The organism is Paraglaciecola hydrolytica (genome assembly GCF_001565895.1).
GTDB classification, from domain to species: domain Bacteria; phylum Pseudomonadota; class Gammaproteobacteria; order Enterobacterales; family Alteromonadaceae; genus Paraglaciecola; species Paraglaciecola hydrolytica.
Genome location: NZ_LSNE01000007.1, coordinates 306,793 through 330,570 on the forward strand (window position 1 = coordinate 306,793; position 23,778 = coordinate 330,570).

Consider the following 23,778-nt stretch of genomic DNA (forward strand, 5'->3'; position numbering starts at 1 on the left):
CACGGCGGCGAATGAGTGCAGCCAACCAATGTGCAGTTCCAAGGATGAAGGGTATAAAACGCTACTGCTGCTTAAACTGAATTATCTGCCGTCGTTGTTTTTTGTCAGGACGATGGTCAGGTTTAGGGCTATGAAAAGCATTAAGTCGTCTGGCTTCGGCATTTTTGGCCCGCAGTACTTCGCTTTCAACGCTTTCTTGATACATTTGTCTAGCCAAGGGTGCGCTTTGCCTTTGTGGCCGCAAAGCCAGTACCTCAATTTCGACAAGATCATAACCTTGTGGAACTTTTATTTGTGCGCCTAACTCTACTACACGGCTTGGTTTGCAACGTTGGCCGTTGTATTGTACTTTACCGCCTGCAATAGCATCCCGAGCTACACTGCGGGTTTTATAAAATCGTGCTGCCCATAACCATTTATCTAGTCGTATTGCTTCTGTTAATTCAGCTTGCTGGGACATTTATTAAGGCCATATGTTGAGATATTTTTTTTGCGAGCGTTTGCAGAGACATTGTCACGATGAAAACCTGTTAGTTGTGTAATTTTTTTGTAACCTTTACTGAATAGAGTTGTGACCCCTCCAGCTACTCGTTATGATTAGCCGGTATCGCTTTGAAGGTCCCACCGAGAATCAATGACAGTCGTAAATTATAACGTTAATCAAGTCTGGCTCCAACTGGTCAAACACCAAGCTAGTATAAATAAGCTTATTGTGGTGCTTTTGTGCTTGTTTTTGCTGGCCTATGGCGCAGAGCTTACTTGGCGTTTACTGCCTGATCCTGTCAATAACAATATGCCAACCACATTGGATAACGTCAGTGCTGTAGCGAGTAGCAGTAATAACGTTAAGTTAGACTTAGTGGCGGTAAAAAAACTTAACTTATTTGGTGATTTAGCTGCCAAACCTGTGATAGAAACTCAAACGGTGACGGAAGCGCCGGTAACTAAGCTTAATTTGACTTTAACTGGGGTGGTATCCAGCTCAAGCATTGAAGAAGGTGCAGCGATTATCGAAAATCGTAATCAGCAGCAAACCTATGGTTTAGGTGAAAAAATAGATGGTACCAATGCCACTTTAGCTGAAGTCTACGTTGATCGTGTCATCATCAAAAACGGCCCAACAAAAGAAACGTTAATGTTGGATGGGGTTGATTACAGTAAACCACAAAGTCAAATTACTGCCGCCCAGCCGAGCAAAATTATCCCACTGAAGAATCAAGATAACGAAGAGCGTCGCACCTTATCTTCAGAAGCCGTTCAGGCAACTCGGGAGTTACAACAGGCTCCGGCCAATTTTACTGATTATATTAATATATCGCCTCATCGTGTTGAAGGTGAGCTGAGTGGTTACAAAGTGGCACCGGGCAAAAAACCCAGTTTATTTAAATCAGCCGGACTGGTAAATGGTGATGTTATTACCGAATTAAACGGCTTGGATTTAACCGATATGCAACAATCTCTCGAAGCCATGAATGCCATACGTCAAGCTGAGTCAATTCAAATGACTGTGGATCGTAATGGTGAATTATTGACTATTTATCTGGATTTACCCCAAGGGGAAGAGGAAGCTGTAGAATGATCTTTACCAGGCCAACACGTGGGCTTAACAAGTTAGTCATTGCTTTGGGGGCCGCCTTGATGGCGATGTCTACCATGATAGCTGCGGCAGACTATTCTCCTAATTTCAAAAATACCGAAATCAGTGAATTCATTAATATTGTGGGTAAAAACCTCAAAAAAACCATTATCGTTGATCCCAACGTGCGGGGAAAAATCACCGTACGTAGTTACGATTTATTGACTGAAGAGCAGTATTACCAATTTTTTCTCAACGTATTACAGGTATACGATTTTGCGGTAGTTGAAATGCCCAGCGGTGTACTAAAAATAGTCCGCGCAAAAGATGCTAAAACCTCCAATATCCCTGTGGTTGAAGGCGACAAGTTTAATGGTGATGAAATCATTACTCGTGTTGTACCTCTATATAATGTGCCTGTGCGTGAGTTAGCCCCTATTTTACGTCAGTTAAGTGATTCAGCCGGTGCAGGCAGTGTAGTGGGGCATGATGCGTCTAACGTGATGATGTTAACGGGTCGTGCAGCCGCAGTGAATCGTTTGGTAGAAATCATCGAAAGAGTTGACCGTGCTGGTGATGAAGAAGTTGAAATTGTTAAACTGAAATTTGCATCTGCCTCTGAAATGGTGCGCATTATAGACAGCATTAACAAGTCGCAAGGTGCGCAAAATGCCGGTGGCAAGTCTGATCCGCGTGTAGTGGCTGATGACAGAACTAACAGTATTATTGTCAGCGGTGATACTAAAGCCCGTGCCCGTTTGGTTAATTTAATTAAACGAATGGATCAAGAGTTAGAAACCAGTGGTAATACCCGCGTTATCTTTTTAAATTATTCCAAAGCCGCTGATTTAGTCAAAGTATTACAGGGTGTCAGTGCCAGTATTCAAGCCGAAGAACAAGGTGCGGCGAAAGGTAAAAACGTTAAAAATCGTGAAGTCAGCATTGACTCTCACGAAGACTCCAACGCTTTAGTCATCACGGCCGAGCCCGATATGATGCGCTCACTTGAAGAAGTGATCCGTCAGCTTGATATTCGTCGTGCGCAAGTACAGGTTGAGGCGATTATTGTTGAAGTATTTGAAGGCGATGGCACTACCTTAGGGGTGCAATTGGGTAGCGAAAAATTTGGTATGACGCAGTTTACTAATGGTGTGGCTGGTATAGGTACCTTAGCGGTAGGCGTGAAAGACGCTGCGGGAACCACCACCACCACCACAGGTTTTGACCAAAATGGTACGCCTTACTCTTACGATTCTAAAAGTGCGGCTAATTATGCCACCCTTGCTGCAGCGCTAGGTGGCATCAATGGTTTAGTCACAGGTATTGTGAAAGATGGCTGGGCCGCAGTAGTACAAGCGGTGAGCACCGATACCAACTCTAATGTCTTGGCCACTCCCCATTTAACTACGATGGATAACGAAGAGGCGTTTTTTATTGTGGGTCAAGAAGTGCCAATTATTACCGGATCAACTACAGGTTCGAACAACGCTAATCCTTTCCAATCGGTTGATCGAAAAGAAGTGGGTATCAAACTTAAAGTCACCCCACAAATTAACGAAGGTGATGCGGTGCAGTTAACCATCGAACAAGAAGTATCGAGTTTGAGTGGTGCTACCTCAGTAGACGTATTGATCAATAAACGTGAAATTAAAACCTCGGTGATAGTGGATGATGGTGGCACTATCGTTTTGGGTGGGTTGATCGACGAAGACGTGCAAGAGAGTGTATCTAAAGTGCCATTTTTGGGTGATATCCCCTTGATAGGTAACTTGTTTAAATCAACCAGTACCAGTAAACGCAAACGTAATTTGATGATTTTTATCCGTCCTACGATAGTGCGTGATGGTGTGACCATGAACGAAATCAGCCATCGTAAATATAACTATATTCGCGCTCAACAGCTAAAACGCCAATCTGAAGGTATTCCATTGATGCCCTTTGAAGAAGGTCCAATTTTACCTGACTGGGATGACAAACTTAGTTTGCCACCGAGTTTTGAAGAGTATTTAGATAACAAAAACAAAGCTAAAGCCAAGGACAAAAACTGAGATGGCCAGTGAGCACCTCAGTACCGTGGATGCAGAAGAGCAGGCTTTAATCGAAGCAGGCGCAGATATTGATGCGCCTATTGATGAGCCTGAACACAAACAACTGGCCTTTAGTTTTGCTAAACGTCATCAAGTTTTGTTGGATACCGGCGAAACCCCGGCCATTCTTTATCATACGATTGATACTCAATTGGCGGTATTTGCCGAAGTGAGGCGTTTTTTAGGCGCTGAATTTAGGCTGAAAGAAATCGAGTTAGGCCGTTTTGAAACCTTATTAACTCAGGCTTTTCAACGCGATTCATCGGCCGCTAAACAGTTGATGGAAGACATAGGCAACGAAAGTGATTTATTTAGCCTAGCCGAAGACTTACCCGATACCGAAGATTTACTTGAAAGCGAAGACGATGCTCCCATCATCAAACTCATCAACGCCATGCTTGGCGAAGCCATTAAAGAGGGCGCGTCGGACATTCATATCGAAACCTTTGAAACCCAGTTGTTAGTACGTTTCAGGGTAGATGGGGTATTACGTGAGATCTTAAAACCCAATCGTAAAATGGCCTCTATGCTGGTCTCGCGGATCAAAGTTATGTCGCGTATGGACATCGCTGAAAAACGCGTACCCCAAGATGGTCGTATTACTTTACGTATCGCCGGTCGTGCGGTAGATGTGCGGGTTTCAACTATGCCATCGAGCCATGGTGAGCGTGTGGTATTACGTTTATTAGATAAAAATAACGTGCGCCTAAACCTACTTGATTTGGGCATGACCAAAGAAAATCGGGCGCAATTTGCTGGGCTTATCCGCAAACCTCACGGCATTATTTTGGTTACTGGACCAACGGGCTCCGGTAAATCCACCACTTTATATGCGGGTTTAAGTGAAATTAACTCCAAAGATCGCAACATCTTAACTGTCGAAGATCCCATCGAATTTGATTTACAAGGTATAGGCCAGACTCAGGTTAACCCTAAAGTGGATATGACCTTTGCTCGTGGTTTACGTGCCATTCTGCGGCAGGATCCTGATGTGGTGATGGTCGGCGAAATCCGCGATTTAGAAACCGCACAAATAGGCGTACAGGCCAGTTTAACCGGTCACTTAGTGATGTCGACTCTGCATACTAATACTGCCGCTGGTGCGATTACCCGTTTAGAAGATATGGGTATAGAGCCCTTTTTATTATCATCCAGTTTGTTGGGGGTATTATCACAACGTTTGGTGCGTACCTTGTGTAGTAATTGCAAAGTAGCCCATAGTCCAAGTGAGCAAGAATGCGAAATCCTTGGACTTAAAACAAAAAAAGCTGAGCTTGCAGAAATCTATTCGCCTAAAGGCTGCGCTGCCTGTAATCAAACCGGTTATCGTGGCAGAACCGGTATTCATGAACTTTTGTTAGTAGACGAAGGTATTCGAGATCTCATCCACAATGGTCGTGGTGAACAAGCCATCGAAAAATATATTCGCAAAAATACCCCCAGTATTCGGGAAGATGGCTGTTTAAAAGTCTTACAAGGCATGACCTCACTTGAAGAAGTGTTACGTGTTACGCGAGAAGACTAAATGGCCGCTTTTGCTTATAAGGCCATGGATAAAAATGGCAAAAATAAATCCGGAGTATTAGAAGGCGACAATGCCAGGCAAATACGCCAGCAGTTGCGCGAACAGCATTTAATCCCCATGGAAGTTGCTCAAGTTGCCGACAAAGAACGTCAGTCGCAACAGGGATTTACCTTATTTAAAGCGACTATTTCAGCCGCAGATTTAGCTTTATTAACTCGTCAGTTGGCCACCTTAGTCGAGGCTGCTCTTACTATTGAAGAAGCCTTGTTTGCTGTAGCCGAACAGTGTGAAAAACCCCGTCAGAAAAATATGATGATGGCGGTGCGCTCTAAGGTAGTTGAAGGTCATACGCTGGCCGATGCCATGGCAGAGTTTCCTCATGTATTTGACCAGTTATTTCGCGCTATGGTGGCAGCGGGTGAAAAGTCAGGCCATTTAGACACGGTATTAAATCGTTTGGCTGATTACACCGAAAAACGTCAACAAACCCGCAGTCAAGTAACCCAAGCCTTGGTCTATCCGGTCATCATGTTATTTTTTGCTCTGAGCATAGTGGTGTTGTTATTGACCATAGTCGTACCCAAAATTGTTGGCCAATTTCAGACTATGGGACAAGAGTTACCCACCATCACGCAAATCTTGATCAACGTGAGTGAGTTTTTGCAAGACTATGGTTTGCTTATGGCGGGTGTAATTGTGCTATTAATTGCGATTACGCTTAGAGTGCTTAAACAACCGGTAATGAAAAAACGCTATCATGCTTTTATCTTGACCTTGCCCTTGTTAGGTAAGGTATCAAAGGGTTTAAATACAGCACGTTTTGCCCGAACTTTGAGTATTTTATCTTCCAGTGCTGTGCCGCTACTCGAAGGTATGCGGATTTCTAGTGACGTACTGGAAAACTTATATATCAAAGATGCGGTCAAAGGGGCGGCGCTGCATGTGAAAGAAGGCTCAAGTCTGCGAGCAGCCCTTGACCAAACTAAAATATTTCCGCCGATGATGATGCACATGATTGCTTCTGGCGAAAAAAGTGGTGAATTACAACAAATGTTGGCGCGCGCGGCTGACAATCAAGACCGGCAGTTTGAATCCTTGGTGAATGTGTCGTTAAAAGTTTTTGAACCGCTGTTGATCGTATCAATGGCTGGCATAGTGTTGTTTATCGTTTTGGCAATACTACAACCCATTTTGGCATTAAATAATATGGTGAACTTATGATTAAAAGTGTTAAACAACAAGGTTTTAGCTTAATAGAAGTGATGGTGGTATTGCTGATCATCGGCATCATGGCTGGCCTTATCGCGCCATCAATCCTGGGCAATCAGGCCACTGCACAAATTAAAAAAGCGGCGGTAGATATTCAGCAGCTTGAAAGCGCACTAGAGCTATACAAGCTTAAAACCAATGTATTTCCCACAACCGAGCAAGGTTTGCAGGCTTTGGTGACAGCTCCTACTTCTGACCCAGTGCCACGTAATTATCAGGAAGGTGGTTTTATTAAACGTCTGCCTGAAGATCCTTGGGGTAATCCTTATCAGTTACTGAGCCCTGGTGAGCTAGGGGTGATTGATATTTTTTCTTTTGGGCCTGATATGCAACCCGGTACCGAAGATGACATTGGTAACTGGAATCTTAACGACTATTTATAAAATGTGTGGCCTTGCCAGCTAGCACTTAAAATTACCTAACATGACCCAGCTTCAGCGCAATATGCTTAAACATCACAAACATGCGGGTTTTACCTTGCTTGAAGTGATGTTAGTGCTGGTGATAATGGGCTTGGCGGCCAGTGCTATTGTATTTGGTTTTGGTGGTCAAGACCGAGTCGAGCAAACCAAAAAACAAAGTCAGCGTTTTGAGGTGGTGTTTAACATGGCCTCTGATTTTGCGGTGCTTAATCAGCAAACACTAGGTTTGCGCATCGAAGCCGAAAAAAACACCTACCATTTTTTAGTGCTCGACGATGAACAACAATGGCAGATGTTTGAAGCCGATCCCACCTTTGCTGCCTATGAATTACCTGAAGACTTTAGCCTCGAACTCAATTTAGATGATTTGCCTTGGGATACAGAAGACAGCTTATTTGATGACAAAGTTTTCGATGAACAACTCTCGGTTTCCAATGAAGGTGTCGAGATTGGTAAAGAAGAAGAAAAACGCCCAGAGCCGCCACAAGTATTTATCATGTCTAGTGGCGACATTACGCCATTTTCGCTGTTATTTGGCTATGTCCCCAGTTTTGGCAGTGAGCAAGCGGTGTACTTTCGCATTAATGGCGAAGACGCTATACCCCTTAAACGGGAAGGGCCTTTAGATGCGCCCTAGCTTGATACCACTCAGAAAACTATACAAACAAGCTGGCCTGACGTTACTCGAAGTGATGGTGGCTTTATTAATTTTTGCGGTGACAGGCTCGGCTATTCTTAAGGCTGCGGGTGATCACTTAAGCAGTGTCAGTATTATTCAAGACATGACCTTTGCCACTTGGGTTGCCAATAACCGTTTAACCGAATTACAACTGAGCAAAACGTGGCCACCTAAAAATAATGAAAAAGGCAGTGAGGAGATGGCCGATCGCACTTGGTATTGGTCACAGCGAGTTGAAAAAACCATTGATGAAGATTTGTTATTAGTTGAAGTCACGGTGAGTAACAATGAACAGCGTAATGGCTCTGTTACCTCAGTCACCTCTTACTTGGCTAAGCGTACACAATGATTCAGCCGCAGCGTTTTGCCCATCAAGGTTTTACACTGATTGAGATATTGGTGGCCATGGCTATTTTTAGCTTAATTGGCCTTGCCAGTACCGGCTTGCTGACCACAGTGATAGATGATGACAAAGCGTCCAGTCAGCGTTTTGCTGAACTTGAGCAGCTGCAACGCGCCATGCTCACCATTGAGCGGGATTTATTACAAGCCGTGCCACGAGCTGTCAGATTGAATGGCGAAGTCAATCAAGTGGTTATCCGTGGCGGTGAAGATGAATTAGGTGGCATGGCCGATAGCATTGCTTTTGTACATGCAGGCTGGCATAACCCGCAGTTGATGTTACCCCGTTCTACTTTGCAGTTAGTGGGATATCGTTTAGAAGAAAACAAACTCTTGCGGCTCTACGGAAACTATCTGGATAACGTGATTGGCTATGAGCCAAAAACCCGAGTATTGCTCGAGGGGATCAGCGATTTTCAAGTTGAGTTTTTAACCAATAGCAATAATGAGGACGACGATTGGCAAGAATCTTATGTTGGTACTGCCTTGCCACTGGCCGTGGCGATCACCTTTAAAAGTGACGTTTTTGGTGAAATACGTCGCGAATTTTTATTGGCCAGTGGCGTATGAATAGCCCCTCTAACCAGCGTGGTGTAGCGCTGATCATTGTATTGTTGATAGTGGCGATTGTTAGTGTGCTCGCCACCGAGATGGGGGGCAGATTACAGTTGCAAGTTAAACGTGCGGCCAATATCAAAGACAACAATCAGGCTTATTGGTATGCCATAGGCGCAGAGCAATTTGCTGGTAAGTCAATTAATAGCCTGGTAGCGGCAAGTGCTGGGGTGATCCACTTAAATCAGCCTTGGTCAGAGGAATTTGTATTTCCCATTGAAGGCGGCGGAATTCAGGCTCAACTGCTTGATATGCAGGCTTGTTTTAATCTTAATGCATTAAAAGATACTACCGCAACTGTCGGTGGCAGCCGCTCGCCAGAGCTCACTGCACGTTTAGCTGCTTTTCAACGTCTGCTGACTAATGCAGGTTTGAATATTGCACCCTTTACCGCAGAAACTATGACTGATTCACTAGCCGATTGGTTTGATGCCGATGACAACATGAGTCCGCAAGGTGCTGAAGATAGCGAATACGAAGGCCGGCAGTTTCCCTATCTGGCAGCCAATAATTTTATGGCCGACAAAAGCGAGTTACGTTTAATTAATGGTGTGGAGTTGCAGTGGTTAAAACCAGTAATGGACTGGCTGTGTGTATTACCATCCACTAACCAGTTTGTCCTTAACGTGAATACAGTGAGTGAAAAGAACAGTGCGGTATTGGCTGCCATGGCGGATATCAGCTTAAGTGACGCAGCCGATGTGATTAGTAGTCGGCCGCAGGATGGGTTTAAGAGCACAGCTGATTTTTTTGTGGCACCACAAATACAGGCAAAAAACTTAACTACAGCGCAACAAGCCTGGTTCGATGTAAAAACTGATTATTTTATGTTGCAGAGTAAAACCCGTTACAATAACGCCACCTTTTCCATGAGTAGTCTGTTTAAAGTGGATAATAACAATGCAAAGGTAGTTTCACGTCAGTTTGGCGGGTTCTAAGGTGATGAAAAATATGACGAATATATGTTTAGCCCAGCAAGGTAATCAATAATATGGAACAACTTGTCGTTCGTCTCGGCGCTAATTCGAATGAGACAGTGCATTGGATTGTCTGGTCGAGTCAGCAAAACGAAATCATTGCCTCTGGTGTGCTGGCTAATGCCAATGAGCTAAGCAGCCTCAAAGAGCGCGCTGGTCAGCGTGCTATCACGGTTTTAGTACCGACCAGTGACGTATTACTTAAATGGGTTGAACTACCCGCTAAAGCCAGTCGCAAGGCCTTGGCTGCTATCCCTTATATGCTTGAAGATGAAATCAGTGGTGATATTAACCAACAGTTTTTTGCTTTGGGTCCACAAAAAAACAATGTGCAAGCCGTTGCTGTGGTGAGTAAAGAAAAACTCAAACAATGGTTAGCAATGATTTCAGATGCTGGTTTGGTGTGTGAGCAACTTATTCCAGATGTACTGGCGATACCACAAGCCACTCAAGGCTGGGCTTTGTTAGTCTTGGGTCAGCAATTGTTAGTTAGACAAGATGAATGGGCTGGCTTGCAGGGTGAAAAAGATTGGTTAGTACAAGCTGTTACCTTACATGCTCGTCAGTACCAAAAGGCCCATGCCGAGCCTTTACAACTCAATAATTATGCTGAGTTACAGTTTGATGACGTAAGTAATATTGAATCTCACAGTATGCCGCTAGAATTACCGATGAAAGTACTGGCGAGTGGTATTGCTAATGCCAAATTTAACCTATTGCAAGGTGAGTTTAAACGTAAGTCTTCACGTTCTGCAGGCTGGAAAACCTGGCGTTTAGCCGCCGCCTTAGCGGGTATTGCTTTGCTGACAAGTGTGATAGATAAAGCCATCGAACAACAGAGTATTCAAAGCCAACTGGCTGAGATCAACAGTCAGATCAAAAATGAATATCAACGTGCCTTTCCTAATGCTGGTGCATATCGTGACGTAAGGGCAACCATGCAAAGCAAGATGAAAGCATTGGAACAAGGGGGTGGGGCATCGTCTATGTTAGTGATGTTAAGCCAGTTATCGCCGGCTTTTGCCGATTCCAACATCAAACCTCAGTCGTTGCGTTTTGATGCCAGCCGCAGTGAATTACGTATGCAGGTGGTGGCAAATAATTTTGAAGCGCTGGAGCAGTTTAAAAAACTCGCTCAGGCCAAAGGTTTTGAAGTGGAGCAAGGCGCTATCAACAATAAAGACAATCAGGTCATTGGCTCGCTGGCGGTGAGGAGTTGAGATGGAAAAGCTAAAACTGTATTACAAACAACTTAATGAACGTGAGCAACGTCTCGTTTTGCTTTCTGCTGTATTGGTAGTGATCGCTTTGTTTTATTGGGTTATTTGGTCGCCGCTAAGTCAAGCTGTTACTAAAGGTCAGGCTAACCTTAACAGTCAGAAAGAGTTATTAGTGTGGGTGCAACAAAATGCCAATCGCGCCCTGCAACTACAAGGAAGTGCCAAACCTAATGCCAAATTTACCGGCTCCTTAGCCCAAGAAGTAAACCAAAGCGCGGGTCGCTTAAATATCACTATCGCCCGTATGCAGCCAACGGGAGAAGAGTTGCAAGTATGGGTAGATCAAGTGCCCTTTAACGATGTGCTCAGTTGGTTACAGGGTTTAGAAAGCAAAGGCATTGTGGTACTGGATTTAGATATCGCTGAAACTAATGCCGCTGGGCAAATAAAAATCCGCCGTTTGAAACTAGGGAAAGCATGAAACATTCTTTAAAATGGGGCGCATTGGGATTATGTGTCTATGTGGTCTTTTTAATTATCAAATTACCCGCAGTTCAGGTCGTAGGTCACTTATCGCTACCCCCCGAAATTAAGCTACAGGGTGTCAAAGGCACTATTTGGCAAGGTCAGGCCATGACGGCTACCCTACAGGGTTTACCCGTTAGCAATATTAAGTGGAGCCTCGATTTTTGGCCTTTATTGATTGGCACTATCAGCGCGGATATCAGTGCAGGCAATATTCGTCAGGTTGATGAAATTGCGTTTTTAGGTGGAGTATCTTTTGCCTCTGACAGAATTCAACTTAATGATGTGCAAGCTTATTTACCAACTAACTTAATGATTTCACTTTTGCCATTACCCTTTCCGGTTAAAGCCGAAGGACGTTTTAAGCTTGAGGTAGATGAGTTGGATTATCGTGAGTCCTGTCAGGCACTGAGTGGCAAAGGCCAATGGTTAAATGCCAAAGTGGCTGGTTTAGAAGGTTTGATTGATCTGGGTAACTTTAGCGCCGATATGGTGTGTGAAAACAACAACATACTGCTCAGTGTAAAAGAACCAAATCGTTTTGGCCTAACAGCTCAGGCAACGATACCTGCCAATCTACAATTTGCTATTACTGGGCGTTTTAAACCTGATGCTAATTTGCCTGAAGAAGTACATCAGGCCGCACAGTTTTTTGGTAACAAAGATGCCCAAGGTTATTACAACATCAAGTTTTAGTTTTTTCACTGGCCATTATAGTTTGGTTGCGGCCATTACGTTTAGCCGCATATAAGGCCTGATCGGCCTGTTTAAAGGTTTGTTCAAAACTTTCTTCATTCAACATCAACGCGCTACCAATACTAACACTGACATTTAACTTTAGTGTGCCAGCAAAACTTGAGTTGGTAATTTCCAGTCGTATTTTTTCTGCAAAAGGCAGCACATCCTGCTTTTTACTATATCTGAACAGCACCACAAATTCTTCGCCACCCCAGCGACATACAATGTCAGTAGAACGAATGTTTCTATTGATTGCCTGGGCTAATTCTTCGAGTACCAAATCGCCCACATCATGGCCATATTGGTCATTTAATTTTTTAAAATGATCGACATCAAGTACCAACACGGCATAGTGACTTTGGGTTTTACTTTGCCCAATAGCCATAAGAGCTTGCGCTAGCCCTTCGCGATTACTCAAGCCAGTTAATTGATCGGTTTCTGCCTTAACTTTGTATTTGGCGCTGATATCGTTTAAAGCGGCTAATTTTGCTGCATCCTGTTTAATGCGCTGGCGCAGTGCCCAATGGTGATATAGGGCTTCACTACTTAACAACAATGCCCAGAAAATGAGTAAACAGGCGTACATTCCCTCTTTACTAAAATAAGCACCGGCCGCGTAAATAGCATTGATCTGGATGATATCTGCTTGCGTACTAAAGGGGGCTGTGGGTGCAATGCCTACAGATGTCACTTCGTTTAATTCTGCATGTGCATACTCGCGGGGAATATCAAATTGTCTTATCCACCATTCGGCAACACGAAAGTCCCTGAAACTAATATCCACCGGCGAACTTAAATCTTTACTGCGCACATTAGTTGACATGTTTTTAGCTGTCGTGGTGTTTACCATACCCGCTATTGGTTTCACTTGATTATCTAAGTAGACCGCCAGATTAGGGGTTTCTCCTTGATAATCAATGTCCATTATTATTCGATCAAAATTTCTAAAGTCGAAGGTTTTAGGCTGTTCGTTGTGCCACCAGGTAATGCTAGCGCCACAATATTGGTCTTTTGTTGATAGGGGCACCGTACAGCTAAATTTAGACTTAGCCTGATCTATCCATCTGGCCTGACTGTTTCCACCCGACGTTTCATCGCTAAAAATGCTTAAAGTAGCGGTTTCACTGGGATACAAAGTGACTATTCGTTCAGGCAGGACATCATAAATAACGACGATTAAAATCGAAATGGCAAAAAGACATAGTTTAATGAGGGATAGATTAGACATGCCTAGCTTGATTTTACTACTCATCACTCACCTTTAAATATGTTTGCAATAAAGCTATAGCAGTTATTGGCACAATGTAAATGACATAATTTGCAGACATTACTGTAGTGTAATAAGTCTACAACTATGGCTAGAAAAATATCGCTAACAAGGTTCCTGCTTAAGTTTTACTTAAGCTTTTAATGCTGCAATGTTAACATCTTTTTAACACCTTGTTATGGTTGGTATTAGTTGAATTATTGGCGTGTTGTAAAGCCATTTTGCTATTTTTTATTGCTTGGCTTAACGCTGCTTACCTGCAGCCGTATCGCACTTAATGTGTGGCAACATGAGCGGATAAGCGATTTCAGTGTTGTTTCTACTATCCTACTCAACGGTTTACGCATTGATCTCAGTACTTTAGCTTACTGGATGATAGTACCTGTACTATTTTTACCCCTGTTCAGGCTCATGCAACGCCCTGCAGCTTGGCATTATTTTCTGAATATTTGGTTTATTTTTGGCATCGTAGTTTTGCTGCTATTGGAACTGGCTACCCCCACTTTTATTAATGAATATGGTCTACGCCCTAATCGCTTATTTGTAGAATATCTGATCTATCCGCAAGAAGTCCTCAGCATGTTATTAAATGGCCATCTACTGAGTGTCATTGTCTGTATAGCTGCTTTGCTTGCTTTAACTTATATACTGCAAAAGTTGCTGAAAAAAACGGTTTTACCCTGCGTTATAACGACTATGTGTTCCTGGTCTAGTACTTTAATCTGCAGTTTTCTTTTGCTGCTTGTTTGTTTTGTATTAGCTAGAGGCACCTTGAGTCATAGACCCATTAACCCCTCTTTGGTGTATTTTTCTACTGATCCTTTGCTTAATTCCTTGACCCTAAACTCGTGGTACAGCGTCATGTTTGCTTTAAAACAAATGAATAGCGAAGGCGACGCCGCCAGTATCTATGGCAAAATGCCCCAGGACGAAATTATTCAGCGTGTGCGTCAAAGCACAGGTTTATCAGCCCAGAGTTTTAACTCACAACAACTACCCACACTGGCACTCAAAACCGCCACTTATCAAGGGCACAAGAAAAACCTCGTTATTGTTTTGGAAGAAAGCCTTGGCGCGCAGTTTGTTGGCAGCTTAGGTGGCAAAAATCTAACCCCACAACTTGATCAAATCATGGCTGATGGCTGGGCGTTTTCGCAGCTATACGCCACAGGCACTCGTTCGGTACGTGGCATCGAAGCGGTAGTGACTGGTTTTACCCCAACACCAGCGCGTTCTGTGGTGAAACTGAATAAATCTCAGCAAAACTTTTTTACGCTAGCGGCTTTGCTCAAACAGCAAAATTATCATACCCAGTTTGTTTATGGTGGTGAGAGCCACTTTGACAATATGAAGAGCTTTTTTCTGGGTAACGGTTTTGCACAGATTGTCGATATGCCTGATTTTGCCAAGGTAAATTTTAGTGGTTCTTGGGGCGCATCTGATCAGGATCTTTTTACCCAAGCCGACGCAGAATTAACGCGTTTGGCCCAGAGTGAACAGCCTTTTTTCAGTCTAATTTTTTCATCAAGTAATCATGACCCCTTCGAAATACCCGAAGGGGTTATCAACGAACTTGAGGATGAAGATCCTCGCGAGCGCGCCATTCGTTATGCGGATCATGCTTTGGGCGAGTTTTTTGTTAAAGCCAAACAAAGTAACTATTGGCACAATACGGTATTTCTGGTGGTGGCCGACCACGATGCACGGGTATTTGGTAGTGAATTAGTGCCTGTGAAAAACTTTCATATCCCTGGGGTGATCCTTGGCCCAGATATCGACGCTAAAATGGATAACAGGCTGGCCAGTCAAATTGACTTGGCACCTACACTGTTGTCGTTGATGGGTATCAGCGCGGCTAATCCAATGCTTGGCATTGATCTCAATCAGAGCCAAACACCAAGTCGCGTGATGATGCAGTACGATAAAAACTTTGCCTATATGACGGCGGATAAAGTGGCCATTTTACAGCCAGATAAAGCCCCAACTTATTATCACTACAACCTTAGCGACAAACGCTTAGAGCCTGCTGAAAGTGATGAAGAGTTAGGTAAAACAGCGCTCGCCCATGCATTGTTTGGTAACCTAGCCTATCAACAAGGTTGGTATGCGTTACCCTAAATGCGGAACTAAACTTTAGAAACTAGAAACTAGAAACTAGAAACTAGAAACTAGAAACTAGTATCAAGTTATCAGAAACTATTTACTAGCATCTAGCATCTAGCATCTAGCATCTAATCACTGCTGCAAAACGATTATCCGCCATACTGCGTCGCCCCACACCACAACTAACACCGTTAAGGCAATAAACACCACAGCCGAGCCTATGTCTTTAGCGCGGCCTATGAGAGTGTGATATTCCAATGAAACAGCGTCAGCCACGGCTTCAATCGCCGAGTTTATCAATTCGGCAAAAAGTACCAACATCAAGCTGGCAAACAGCAATAACCAGTGATTTCGTGATTCACAGAGTAAAAAAGACAGGGGCAATAACACCATAACCAACAGTAATTCTTGGCGAAATGCTGACTCATGTTGCCAAGCGGCTTTAAAGCCATAATAAGAGCATTTAGTCGCTTTGATGATGCGCCCAATACCAGTGCCATTGGGTTTGTTAACTACTGTAGTCATAATATTCACTTGTTAGAACTGAGCCTTGCTGACTCATTATGGTTAAAATGATTGTTTTACTTGGGCGCGCCATGCCCAACTATCTACATTGTCAGTGCTGGTCAGCGGCTTAACTAAGTCGATATGGATCACACTCTGATGGCTGGCACGATTAGAATACAATCTGGCGCCAATGCCAACACTGCTTAATACTTGATCTGTCTCATTAAGTAGCCCTTCATCTCCGCCCCAAGCACGGCCAACGTCAACAAAACCAGCAAAACCTACATCCAGAATTTTATAAATATTGTAGCCACTATACAGGCGGGCTTCGAGACTACCAGACACACTATGTTCACCATGCTGATACTGTAAAGGATAACCACGCACGCCGCTTTCATCTCCCACAGTTTGTGGTAAATCTAACCAGGGATTGTGCTCGGTACTTACTGATAAACGTGAGTACATGCCAAGTAAAGGGGTATAACGTTTAAAGTATTCGGCGGTGACCGAAAGTAAATAGTGATCGGCTAGACTTTGATTAAAGGTTGCATCGCCACTAGCAGACATTAACAGCAAACCATCATTTACTTGCCAACCCTTATCAAGATTGAGCTGAAGATGGTAGCCCAGCCCAGATTGGGTATTATCTTGAGCAAAATCGAGGCCCAGTTTGGCTTGATAATGCCAACCAAGGTTGATGTCTTCGGCTTGATCGATAAGGTAGATATCTGACATCACCCGAAAGTCTCGCTGCAAAGACTCAAAACCCAGCCAAACATATTGAAATCGCCGGTCTTGGGGCAATAATTCGGCAGACGACAAATTCAGTAAGTCAGGGCTAAAGCGATACTCTTCATCCACTAAACCCACCGAAATACGCTGACTAAGTAACAGTGTTGAGTCGAACTGCCAACCTGTGGCAGCTTCATAACGATGACTTTGACTGGCAAACGTATTACGAATACCGCCATTGTGAAAAATATCTACGACTTTGTCATCAGTCAGGTAATTGGCCAAAAACATCGTGTCGCTACGGGCATCATAAAAGGGGCGATCAAATTTAAGGTCTAATAGATTGCCATCATCGTTATCTAAAAAATCGAATAACAAGGTTGAATGTTCCATCAGCATGGGAGTGGCAGATTTAAGTGTTAATTGGTATCCACTGCGTTGCTCGTCGGTATTGTATTTAAAGCGGGTGCGAATACCTAAACCCAACAAGTTGTCTTCTTTGATACCGACAGAAAATTTACTTTCTCCGCCTTTATGGCTAAAACTGACGGTAGGGATCAATGACCAATTATCCCAGGTTTGCACTGTAACCACGGCTGGATCTTCGTCTGTGCAACTGCCGCTGATACTCACCCTTGCATCACGTATATAGGCTTGACTGCGAATAATACGTTCGGCTTCAGCTAAATCCTCAGGCGTAATACTATCACCTACCGTAAAAGGCAGGCGTTCGGCGATAACCTCTGCCTTAGTATTAATATGTAGCCAATTGGCAAAACGGTGCAGGGCGATAGTATCCGCCGCACTTTCATCAAAAATGGGATTGGTTTCTATGGCTAGCTTAGCGACTGTTGTTTTATTGACTGGCATCAGGTGCCTGTCGGTACCAAGGTAACGCAGTCCACACTCCCCCAATTCTGTGGCATGTAGCATGCAAAATGGTAGGTAACAGATACCAGACAACAGCCACTGTTTCATTGAGATTTCTCCAAAACGGCAAAGCCATTTGCCGTGTTTATGTGATCACTGGCAGTTGCGCTAAATGTTTGTATATAAACATGTTTTGTTTGTTTTGATGGGGAGCTTAGTGCCCGTGAAAATACCAGCCATAAAGCAAAGCAGCAATACCAACATAACAAAGCAGTTGTGATATCGTGGGATAAAAAGTGGGCGCCACGAAGTTGTTGAGCTAGACCAAATAAACCGCCCATCACTATGGCAGGCAGCAGCCAATAAAGGGCTAATGAAGGAGATTGTGTTGGTCGCCATAGTTTTAGGCAAAAATACAAACTAAATAAGGCATAACCGCCAGAAGCATGACCTGCTGGAAAACACTGACGTCCAGACTCATGGCTAGAAAAAGCTTGATGCAGATACAAATAAACTTGCTCTCCACCTAAACCTTGTACATCCCAAGGGCAAGGCAATAAGCTGATATATTTTAAAGTTGAAATTACGACGATGGATAACAAACTGGCCAACAAGGTATATAACAAAGCCATACGCTGGGTTTTGTTAAACCAATTAAAAATAAAGCTGAAGGCGGTGAGCAGTAAAGTACTTATCAGCAACACTGCAACGATATTACGTCCACCTTTGTGCAGCAGATTTTCCAGTATCCAATTATTCTGCCAAGCCCAGCCTTGGTTTAAAGCAAAAATTTGCTGCGCTAACCATAAGTCGGCACCACTGTACTGTAAAAATATAAGGCCTAAGGTGCCATACAAAGCGGGTGTGTACCAACGTAAGTGCTGCAAAATTTAACCTTACCAAATTAGTTTCAGCCTTCAGCATAGTGATACTGTCTTAAGTGATGCTTAATGCGGTAAGCATAAAAAACATAGTTCTAGTGATATAACCAAACAACCTGAAGATACGAATTCTGCTTCTTCAGGTTGCTTGGGTATATATTTCAAGTTTTGTATGTAGCTGCTATTGAATCACTAGGACTGTGGCATTATGTTGAGTAAACACGTTAACCTTCACTCTTAAGGAATGTTCCATGTACTACGATCTTACCGTTGTTCAATTTACCAAAATGCTTAAAAACCTCAGCGCCATTCTGGAAAAGGCCGAAGCCTTTGCCGCTCTTAAAAAGGTCGAAACTTCGGTACTACTTAACTCTCGTTTGTCGGTTGATCAGTTTAACCTTATTCGTCAGGTACAAATTTCTACAGACATAGCTAAATTAGCTGTAGCACGTTTAACCGGTAAAGACGCCCCGAAACATGAAGATAACGAAACAACCTTGGCCGAATTAGAAGCCCGTATCCAGTCAGTGATTGAGTATTTGGCGACGTTTTCAGAAGCTGATTTTGCCGACACCGCTACGCGCTCTGTTTCGCAACCACGTTGGGAAGGAAAATATCTAACTGGCCATGAATTTGCCATGCAATGGGCAGTGCCAAATGTGTATTTCCACGTTACAACGGCCTACGCCATCTTGCGCCATTTAGGTATGGACGTAGGTAAAAAAGATTATTTGGGCGAGATGCCGTATAAGTCGTAAATACGTGTAATGCTGCTAGGTCTATTTCAGGCTTAGCAGCAGATGTTAGTCATTTGTTAACACAGTTATAACGCTTTTAGTTGCTTTCTGCTATGCTGGCTTCAACAACATTTGATGGCCAATATAATGCGCAACTTATTGTATTTAGTATTGTTTTTATGTTTTTTTAAAGTTCATGCTGACACCTCAGACATCCGCACAGATTTAAGTCTAACAGCAGACTCTAAACCTCAGACCGGTGTACCTAAAGGTCAGTTGCTCGGGCCATTTGAATTTCATAGTCAGATTATTGCTGATACCGTCAGACGCTATTGGTTGTTTGTACCCGCGCAATATGATGGTACTCAGGCCGCCAGTTTACTGGTATTTCAAGATGGCCAACGGGCCACCAATCCAAACGGTTCATTACGGGTGCCGCAGGTACTAGAAAACCTGATTGCCAAGGGCGATATGCCCGTCACAATCGGTTTATTTATCACACCGGGTAACCAATCAGAACATTATCCAGATGACCTAGGCATGAGTAATCCTGATCATCGCTGGCAAGAATATGACGTGCTAAATGATAACTACGTCAGTATGTTAATAAGCGAGCTTATCCCCCACATCAGCAAAGATTACCGTTTAACTGACGACCCTGAACAACGGGCGATTGGAGGCACCAGTAGCGGTGCCATCGCTGCATTCACCGCTGCGTGGCATAGACCCGATTATTTTCGCAAGGTGTTTAGCGCTATTGGCAGTTATGTGTCTATTGGTTATCGACCTGAATTATGGCCAGAACAAGCGGGTGGCCAAGACTATCCAGCATTGATCCGCCGTGAGCCCATCCGCCCTATGAAAATCTTTTTTCAAGATGGCACTAATGACTTGGATAACGAGTGGGGCGACTGGTTTTTAGCCAATCAACAAATGCTAAAAGCACTAGCCTATGCAAATCGAATTGCGGATACCAATCAACTGCAAGGACCACGTTATCAGTTTACCCACGTCTGGACTGATGGCGAGCATAGTGATCAACACGGCGGCGTTTTATTGCCTGAAGCGTTGCGTTGGTTGTGGGCAAAAGACTGAGCTAAAGCATGCATAATTTTGCAGAGCGAGCCTCCTGCAATAAGAGTTTTTAACAAGTGGTTATTAAGTTTAGGTAAAAACACATGTCAACCAATTACGATAAAGTTTTTGCTCAGCAGCAAGAGTACATCGCTAAACGTGCCTCGGGTTATCGCGAACAAGCCCTTAAAATATATCCTTGGATTTGTGGTCGTTGCCGGCGCGAATTTACCCGCAGAAACCTGTCTGAGCTAACGGTTCATCACGTCGATCACAATCATGATAATAACCCCACTGATGGCAGTAACTGGGAATTACTGTGCCTGTATTGCCATGATGAAGAGCATAGTAAGTTTGAAAATTTGGTGCGTTACGGCAGTGCCGAAGAGACTGAAATCAAAAGCAGTACCTACAATCCTTTTGCGGATTTGAAAGAGAGGATGAAGGGGAAAAATTAAAATCCTTATTCACCGTAAAATGTTGAAGGATTATGGTATTTGCTACCTCACGTTAGTGTTCATAACTGCGTTATTGGTATTCTTAAACTAGTTAATATTCGACTTGTTCAATCGTTTTAGTTTAATTACATTATCGTTATATCGATTATGAGCTTAAATTTCATATGATTTACCAATTTGATCATTTTACGTTAGACACTACTCAATTTCGATTAACAATAAATGGTTCATTGGCAAATGATGATATTCGAATTATTAGGCTCCTAGCTTTAATTATTCAGACTTCTCCTAATACCTGCAGTAAGTCTACTATTCGTGAATATATTTGGCCAAATACGGTTGTATCAGATTGGTCAGTGTCACGTTTAATGGCGGATACTCGCAAATTATTTAAACACTACGGTTATATAGGGCCACTGATACAAACTGTTCATGGCCAAGGGTATCGCTTAGATGCCAATTTATTTGACCAGCTCAAAGGTATTGAACTTCTAACATATAGTACTCCCGTATACCGTAAGTTAAACCTCATGCAAAAATGCGGGATCAAGAGACCTAATATATTGCTAATAACAGTTTTGTTTGGTGTTGCCATTTTTGTTGGAATAACGACTAACTACAAGTTAAATGCAAATAGTGTCATTTACAGTGAATCGAGCACTGATGTTGCTCGAATATTATGGGTTGATGATCATCATCAAAATAATCAACGAGAGCAGCAGTATTTTGTTGAAAATAATATAGCGGTATACAGTGTAGTTTCTACCGAAGAGGCTATTTTGCTGCTTAAGATATACAAATATACAGCAATCATTTCTGACATGGGTAGAGATTCTGACCCTCTTGCCGGTATTAAATTATTGGATGCGATTCGGGAAACGGGCATCACAACACCTTTTTATATTTACACTATCGTCAGCAGTCCTGATTTGGAAGTTGAAGTAGCTAAACGTGATGGGCAGGGCGTAATTACTCAGCGGACAAACTTGTTTAGCTCTGTTCTAAATCACGTTAAACAGTAAAACGTTTGCTATTTCTATATTTTCACAACGTTTCAAAAGATTTCACATCTATTTTCCTTGAATTTTGCATAATGTTCAAAGCGGCGAACAGTGCAAATTACTGGCTTAGTAACGCTATACAAGGAGGTAATGATATTCATCACCATCCATAGATATTTCTATTTAAAATTTTTAGAGGTAATCATGAAAATCAATAAGTTGATATGGATTTTTATAGCGGCACAATTGTTGTTTGCTTGTGGAGGATCTGGAGGGGATGATGATAATGACGAGCCAGATCAATTTGCTATTGGAGGAATTGCCCAAAAGCTCAATGGTACGGTTTATTTAGGGTTTAAAAAAAATGGGGCGCAAAATTATTGGGAAACGGTTGGGGTTACTTCAACTGGTGGTGAAGTGAACTGGCGTTTTATCGAAGAACATGATGTTGGCACTCAATTTGACGTAAGTGTATATGTGCAACCACAAGGGCAGTTGTGTAATCTAGAAAATGGCAGTGGAGCCCTGAATGCCAGTAATGCTAATAAAATTATCGTGACCTGTGAAGATACTAATGAAAATTTGGCTATTGGGGTAGAAATAAGCAATCTAGTTGGTGAGCTAACCTTGCAACTTTCAGTTGATAATATAGCAGTCGAAACAATTACATATAACCTAGGTGGACAAGCCACTTTCTATTTCGACGAAAAACAAGCTGCGGGTGTGAATTTTGCCATCGACATCCTGACGCAGCCAGAAGATCAGCAGTGCACTATTACTTCGGCTAGCGGTAACCTTAACAGTGGCAATGCAAGTACGGCTAAAATAGTGTGTACTGACAAGCCAACTGAGTCAGTGGTATTAACAGGGATTTTTGTTGACAGCCCTGTGACTAATATTAGCTTTAGCACGCTGACACAACAGGGGGTAACTAATATTAATGGCGAATTTTCCTACAGTGAAAATGAACAAGTAACCTTTACTATCGGTGAAATAATATTTCCAAGCGTATCCGCTGGGGAAATTCTGACTCCTCTTGATATTGCGGCTACCAATAATTTTAATGCGCCGAGTCTAATTAATATGCTGCGCTTGCTGCAAACCTTAGATATCGACGCCGATCCTACTAATGGTATTAATATTAGTGATGCCGCTTTAGCCAATGCCACAGCTGTTGATTTTAACCTACCAGTCATAGAGTTTGCGGCACAGCCTGCTATTACTCATCTATTAGCAAATGCAGGTTTGGAATCTTTGGTAAGCGAATTAGTGAGCTCCGAACAAGCTCAAACACATTTTCTAGTTACGTTGATCGAACTAGGTATAATTGAACAACCTCCAACGGCTTGCAATGAGGATGTAAGCTATTCATTAACTGGTCAGGATCTCATTATGGGAACTAACGATTCATTAAGTACTTCCCCTCTTTCAGGCACTCTGACTATCTCTAATACTGGAGCATGTCAACTTAACGCTAATGAAGGTTACGAAAGTGCGTGCACCATAACGGATGGCGTATTTAGTGCCTTTAACGGTCGGTTAACAGGTACAATTGCTAATTCGGAAGTGACTATCCTGAATCAATCAACATTTAGTGATGATGAGTACGTTAGCGCCTACTTAAGCGGTAATTCAACCACGAGTTGTATTGATGAACCCGTTGTTGATGGTACTTACAGTTTTTCAGGCCTTGAATCAGTCTCTCAGAATTCTGTTACTAACGGCGCTTCGCCAGCAAACCAAGTGTATCCAGTTACCGGAACCGTAACGATTAGTGGAAGTAGCTGTTCGGTTACTTCTAGTGAAGGCGACTGGAATTGCATAGTTAATGGTAACTCCTTTCATGGAGTTGGTGATTTAAGTGTTATTCAAGGCACAATAACCTACTTTAGCGTTAGTTTTTACCTGCCACCTACCAGTGATGGTGAAGAGACTGTTTTTGGTCAATATAGTGGTAAACGTAACTAGGGCTTAATAATTAAGTGCCAGACTAAATAAATAGCCTTCAAAGTACTTTGAAGGCTATTTAGAAACTCTAGTGCGTTATGCTAGTACCTAAGAGACAGAATTAAAAAGTAGTATTTACAATCCCTCCGCTGATAAGCAAAAAATA

23 protein-coding genes are annotated in these 23,778 nt (G+C 42.9%); 18 read left to right on the forward strand and 5 right to left on the reverse strand.

Annotation, left to right across the window (positions count from 1 at the left end; translation table 11 throughout):
* Window positions 1–61: 61 nt before the first annotated feature.
* A complete protein-coding gene (locus tag AX660_RS15085) occupies window positions 62–460 on the reverse strand; it encodes an RNA-binding S4 domain-containing protein (RefSeq protein ID WP_068378403.1) in 399 nt (132 codons plus the stop codon).
* Window positions 461–634: 174 nt separating this feature from the next.
* Here AX660_RS15085 and gspC point away from each other — a divergent pair, with 174 nt between their 5' ends.
* From gspC to AX660_RS15145, 12 genes are read left to right on the forward strand one after another with little or no spacing between them, the layout of a single operon-like run.
* On the forward strand, window positions 635–1,579 hold the full coding sequence (gene gspC, locus AX660_RS15090) for a type II secretion system protein GspC (RefSeq protein ID WP_068378404.1): 945 nt from the start codon (window positions 635–637) through the stop codon (window positions 1,577–1,579).
* A gap of 59 nt (window positions 1,580–1,638) precedes the next feature.
* Entirely contained in the window at window positions 1,639–3,624 is a 1,986-nt protein-coding gene (gspD, locus tag AX660_RS15095) for a type II secretion system secretin GspD (protein WP_407669396.1), read from the forward strand.
* 1 nt (window position 3,625) lies between these two features.
* Window positions 3,626–5,188, forward strand: coding sequence for a type II secretion system ATPase GspE (gene gspE, locus AX660_RS15100; RefSeq protein WP_068378407.1), 1,563 nt, complete (start codon window positions 3,626–3,628; stop codon window positions 5,186–5,188).
* On the forward strand, window positions 5,189–6,409 hold the full coding sequence (gene gspF, locus AX660_RS15105; protein WP_068378409.1) for a type II secretion system inner membrane protein GspF: 1,221 nt from the start codon (window positions 5,189–5,191) through the stop codon (window positions 6,407–6,409).
* Window positions 6,406–6,840, forward strand: a complete 435-nt coding sequence (gene gspG, locus AX660_RS15110) for a type II secretion system major pseudopilin GspG (protein ID WP_407669393.1) — start codon at window positions 6,406–6,408, stop codon at window positions 6,838–6,840. The genes gspF and gspG overlap by 4 nt, the downstream gene beginning before the upstream one ends.
* A gap of 40 nt (window positions 6,841–6,880) precedes the next feature.
* Window positions 6,881–7,516 (forward strand): type II secretion system minor pseudopilin GspH, encoded by a 636-nt coding sequence (gene gspH, locus AX660_RS15115; RefSeq protein ID WP_068378411.1) that lies wholly within the window; start codon window positions 6,881–6,883, stop codon window positions 7,514–7,516.
* Window positions 7,506–7,907 (forward strand): type II secretion system minor pseudopilin GspI, encoded by a 402-nt coding sequence (gene gspI / locus AX660_RS15120; protein WP_082768935.1) that lies wholly within the window; start codon window positions 7,506–7,508, stop codon window positions 7,905–7,907. The genes gspH and gspI overlap by 11 nt, the downstream gene beginning before the upstream one ends.
* Window positions 7,904–8,530 (forward strand): type II secretion system minor pseudopilin GspJ, encoded by a 627-nt coding sequence (gene gspJ / locus AX660_RS15125; protein WP_068378413.1) that lies wholly within the window; start codon window positions 7,904–7,906, stop codon window positions 8,528–8,530. The genes gspI and gspJ overlap by 4 nt, the downstream gene beginning before the upstream one ends.
* Window positions 8,527–9,513 (forward strand): type II secretion system minor pseudopilin GspK, encoded by a 987-nt coding sequence (gspK, locus tag AX660_RS15130; protein WP_068378414.1) that lies wholly within the window; start codon window positions 8,527–8,529, stop codon window positions 9,511–9,513. The genes gspJ and gspK overlap by 4 nt, the downstream gene beginning before the upstream one ends.
* A gap of 53 nt (window positions 9,514–9,566) precedes the next feature.
* Window positions 9,567–10,772, forward strand: coding sequence for a type II secretion system protein GspL (gspL, locus tag AX660_RS15135; RefSeq protein ID WP_068378416.1), 1,206 nt, complete (start codon window positions 9,567–9,569; stop codon window positions 10,770–10,772).
* Between the two features lies 1 nt (window position 10,773).
* On the forward strand, window positions 10,774–11,253 hold the full coding sequence (gene gspM / locus AX660_RS15140) for a type II secretion system protein GspM (protein WP_068378418.1): 480 nt from the start codon (window positions 10,774–10,776) through the stop codon (window positions 11,251–11,253).
* Window positions 11,250–11,993, forward strand: a complete 744-nt coding sequence (locus tag AX660_RS15145) for a type II secretion system protein N (protein ID WP_068378420.1) — start codon at window positions 11,250–11,252, stop codon at window positions 11,991–11,993. Before gspM ends, AX660_RS15145 begins: the two co-directional genes overlap by 4 nt.
* Here the strand turns inward: AX660_RS15145 and AX660_RS15150 are convergent.
* Window positions 11,983–13,287: a GGDEF domain-containing protein gene (locus AX660_RS15150; RefSeq protein WP_068378421.1), complete on the reverse strand. Its 1,305-nt coding sequence runs from the start codon at window positions 13,285–13,287 to the stop codon at window positions 11,983–11,985. The genes AX660_RS15145 and AX660_RS15150 overlap by 11 nt on opposite strands.
* 249 nt (window positions 13,288–13,536) lie before the next feature.
* On the opposite strand from AX660_RS15150, the gene AX660_RS15155 reads away from it, so the two are divergent.
* A complete protein-coding gene (locus tag AX660_RS15155; protein ID WP_235594754.1) occupies window positions 13,537–15,420 on the forward strand; it encodes an LTA synthase family protein in 1,884 nt (627 codons plus the stop codon).
* Between the two features lie 117 nt (window positions 15,421–15,537).
* Here AX660_RS15155 and AX660_RS15160 read toward each other — a convergent pair whose 3' ends face one another.
* The 3 genes from AX660_RS15160 to AX660_RS15170 are packed head-to-tail and all read right to left on the reverse strand — an operon-like array spanning window position 15,538 to window position 18,401.
* Window positions 15,538–15,930 carry a diacylglycerol kinase gene (locus tag AX660_RS15160; protein ID WP_068378425.1) on the reverse strand — a complete coding sequence of 131 codons (393 nt, stop codon included), beginning with the start codon at window positions 15,928–15,930 and terminating at the stop codon, window positions 15,538–15,540.
* A gap of 42 nt (window positions 15,931–15,972) precedes the next feature.
* On the reverse strand, window positions 15,973–17,622 hold the full coding sequence (locus tag AX660_RS15165; protein ID WP_068378427.1) for a BamA/TamA family outer membrane protein: 1,650 nt from the start codon (window positions 17,620–17,622) through the stop codon (window positions 15,973–15,975).
* On the reverse strand, window positions 17,619–18,401 hold the full coding sequence (locus AX660_RS15170; RefSeq protein ID WP_068378429.1) for a phosphatase PAP2 family protein: 783 nt from the start codon (window positions 18,399–18,401) through the stop codon (window positions 17,619–17,621). Before AX660_RS15170 ends, AX660_RS15165 begins: the two co-directional genes overlap by 4 nt.
* Before the next feature lie 245 nt (window positions 18,402–18,646).
* On the opposite strand from AX660_RS15170, the gene AX660_RS15175 reads away from it, so the two are divergent.
* From AX660_RS15175 to AX660_RS15195, 5 genes are all read left to right on the forward strand, one after another.
* Window positions 18,647–19,153, forward strand: a complete 507-nt coding sequence (locus tag AX660_RS15175; RefSeq protein ID WP_068378431.1) for a DUF1993 domain-containing protein — start codon at window positions 18,647–18,649, stop codon at window positions 19,151–19,153.
* Between the two features lie 126 nt (window positions 19,154–19,279).
* Entirely contained in the window at window positions 19,280–20,227 is a 948-nt protein-coding gene (locus tag AX660_RS15180; RefSeq protein WP_068378663.1) for an alpha/beta hydrolase, read from the forward strand.
* 83 nt (window positions 20,228–20,310) lie between these two features.
* Window positions 20,311–20,664, forward strand: coding sequence for a YajD family HNH nuclease (locus tag AX660_RS15185; protein ID WP_068378433.1), 354 nt, complete (start codon window positions 20,311–20,313; stop codon window positions 20,662–20,664).
* 164 nt (window positions 20,665–20,828) lie between these two features.
* Window positions 20,829–21,686, forward strand: a complete 858-nt coding sequence (locus tag AX660_RS15190) for a winged helix-turn-helix domain-containing protein (RefSeq protein WP_068378435.1) — start codon at window positions 20,829–20,831, stop codon at window positions 21,684–21,686.
* A gap of 183 nt (window positions 21,687–21,869) precedes the next feature.
* The gene (locus AX660_RS15195) at window positions 21,870–23,633 is read left to right on the forward strand and encodes a hypothetical protein (protein WP_068378437.1); all 1,764 of its coding nucleotides are present in this window, start codon (window positions 21,870–21,872) and stop codon (window positions 23,631–23,633) included.
* Window positions 23,634–23,778: the final 145 nt, after the last annotated feature.

Bases quoted from the DNA above. Each gene is read 5' to 3' on its own strand.
- AX660_RS15185 (WP_068378433.1), top strand. From the start codon at position 20,311: ATGTCAACCAATTACGATAAAGTTTTTGCTCAGCAGCAAGAGTACATC.
- gspH (WP_068378411.1), top strand. From the start codon at position 6,881: ATGACCCAGCTTCAGCGCAATATGCTTAAACATCACAAACATGCGGGT.
- gspD (WP_407669396.1), top strand. From the start codon at position 1,639: ATGGCGATGTCTACCATGATAGCTGCGGCAGACTATTCTCCTAATTTC.
- AX660_RS15150 (WP_068378421.1), bottom strand. From the start codon at position 13,287: ATGAGTAGTAAAATCAAGCTAGGCATGTCTAATCTATCCCTCATTAAA.
- AX660_RS15195 (WP_068378437.1), top strand. From the start codon at position 21,870: ATGAAAATCAATAAGTTGATATGGATTTTTATAGCGGCACAATTGTTG.
- gspL (WP_068378416.1), top strand. From the start codon at position 9,567: ATGGAACAACTTGTCGTTCGTCTCGGCGCTAATTCGAATGAGACAGTG.
- gspM (WP_068378418.1), top strand. From the start codon at position 10,774: ATGGAAAAGCTAAAACTGTATTACAAACAACTTAATGAACGTGAGCAA.
- AX660_RS15145 (WP_068378420.1), top strand. From the start codon at position 11,250: ATGAAACATTCTTTAAAATGGGGCGCATTGGGATTATGTGTCTATGTG.
- AX660_RS15165 (WP_068378427.1), bottom strand. From the start codon at position 17,622: ATGAAACAGTGGCTGTTGTCTGGTATCTGTTACCTACCATTTTGCATG.
- AX660_RS15085 (WP_068378403.1), bottom strand. From the start codon at position 460: ATGTCCCAGCAAGCTGAATTAACAGAAGCAATACGACTAGATAAATGG.
- gspJ (WP_068378413.1), top strand. From the start codon at position 7,904: ATGATTCAGCCGCAGCGTTTTGCCCATCAAGGTTTTACACTGATTGAG.
- AX660_RS15180 (WP_068378663.1), top strand. From the start codon at position 19,280: ATGCGCAACTTATTGTATTTAGTATTGTTTTTATGTTTTTTTAAAGTT.
- AX660_RS15160 (WP_068378425.1), bottom strand. From the start codon at position 15,930: ATGACTACAGTAGTTAACAAACCCAATGGCACTGGTATTGGGCGCATC.
- AX660_RS15190 (WP_068378435.1), top strand. From the start codon at position 20,829: ATGATTTACCAATTTGATCATTTTACGTTAGACACTACTCAATTTCGA.
- AX660_RS15175 (WP_068378431.1), top strand. From the start codon at position 18,647: ATGTACTACGATCTTACCGTTGTTCAATTTACCAAAATGCTTAAAAAC.
- gspC (WP_068378404.1), top strand. From the start codon at position 635: ATGACAGTCGTAAATTATAACGTTAATCAAGTCTGGCTCCAACTGGTC.
- gspK (WP_068378414.1), top strand. From the start codon at position 8,527: ATGAATAGCCCCTCTAACCAGCGTGGTGTAGCGCTGATCATTGTATTG.
- gspG (WP_407669393.1), top strand. From the start codon at position 6,406: ATGATTAAAAGTGTTAAACAACAAGGTTTTAGCTTAATAGAAGTGATG.
- gspI (WP_082768935.1), top strand. From the start codon at position 7,506: ATGCGCCCTAGCTTGATACCACTCAGAAAACTATACAAACAAGCTGGC.
- gspE (WP_068378407.1), top strand. From the start codon at position 3,626: ATGGCCAGTGAGCACCTCAGTACCGTGGATGCAGAAGAGCAGGCTTTA.
- gspF (WP_068378409.1), top strand. From the start codon at position 5,189: ATGGCCGCTTTTGCTTATAAGGCCATGGATAAAAATGGCAAAAATAAA.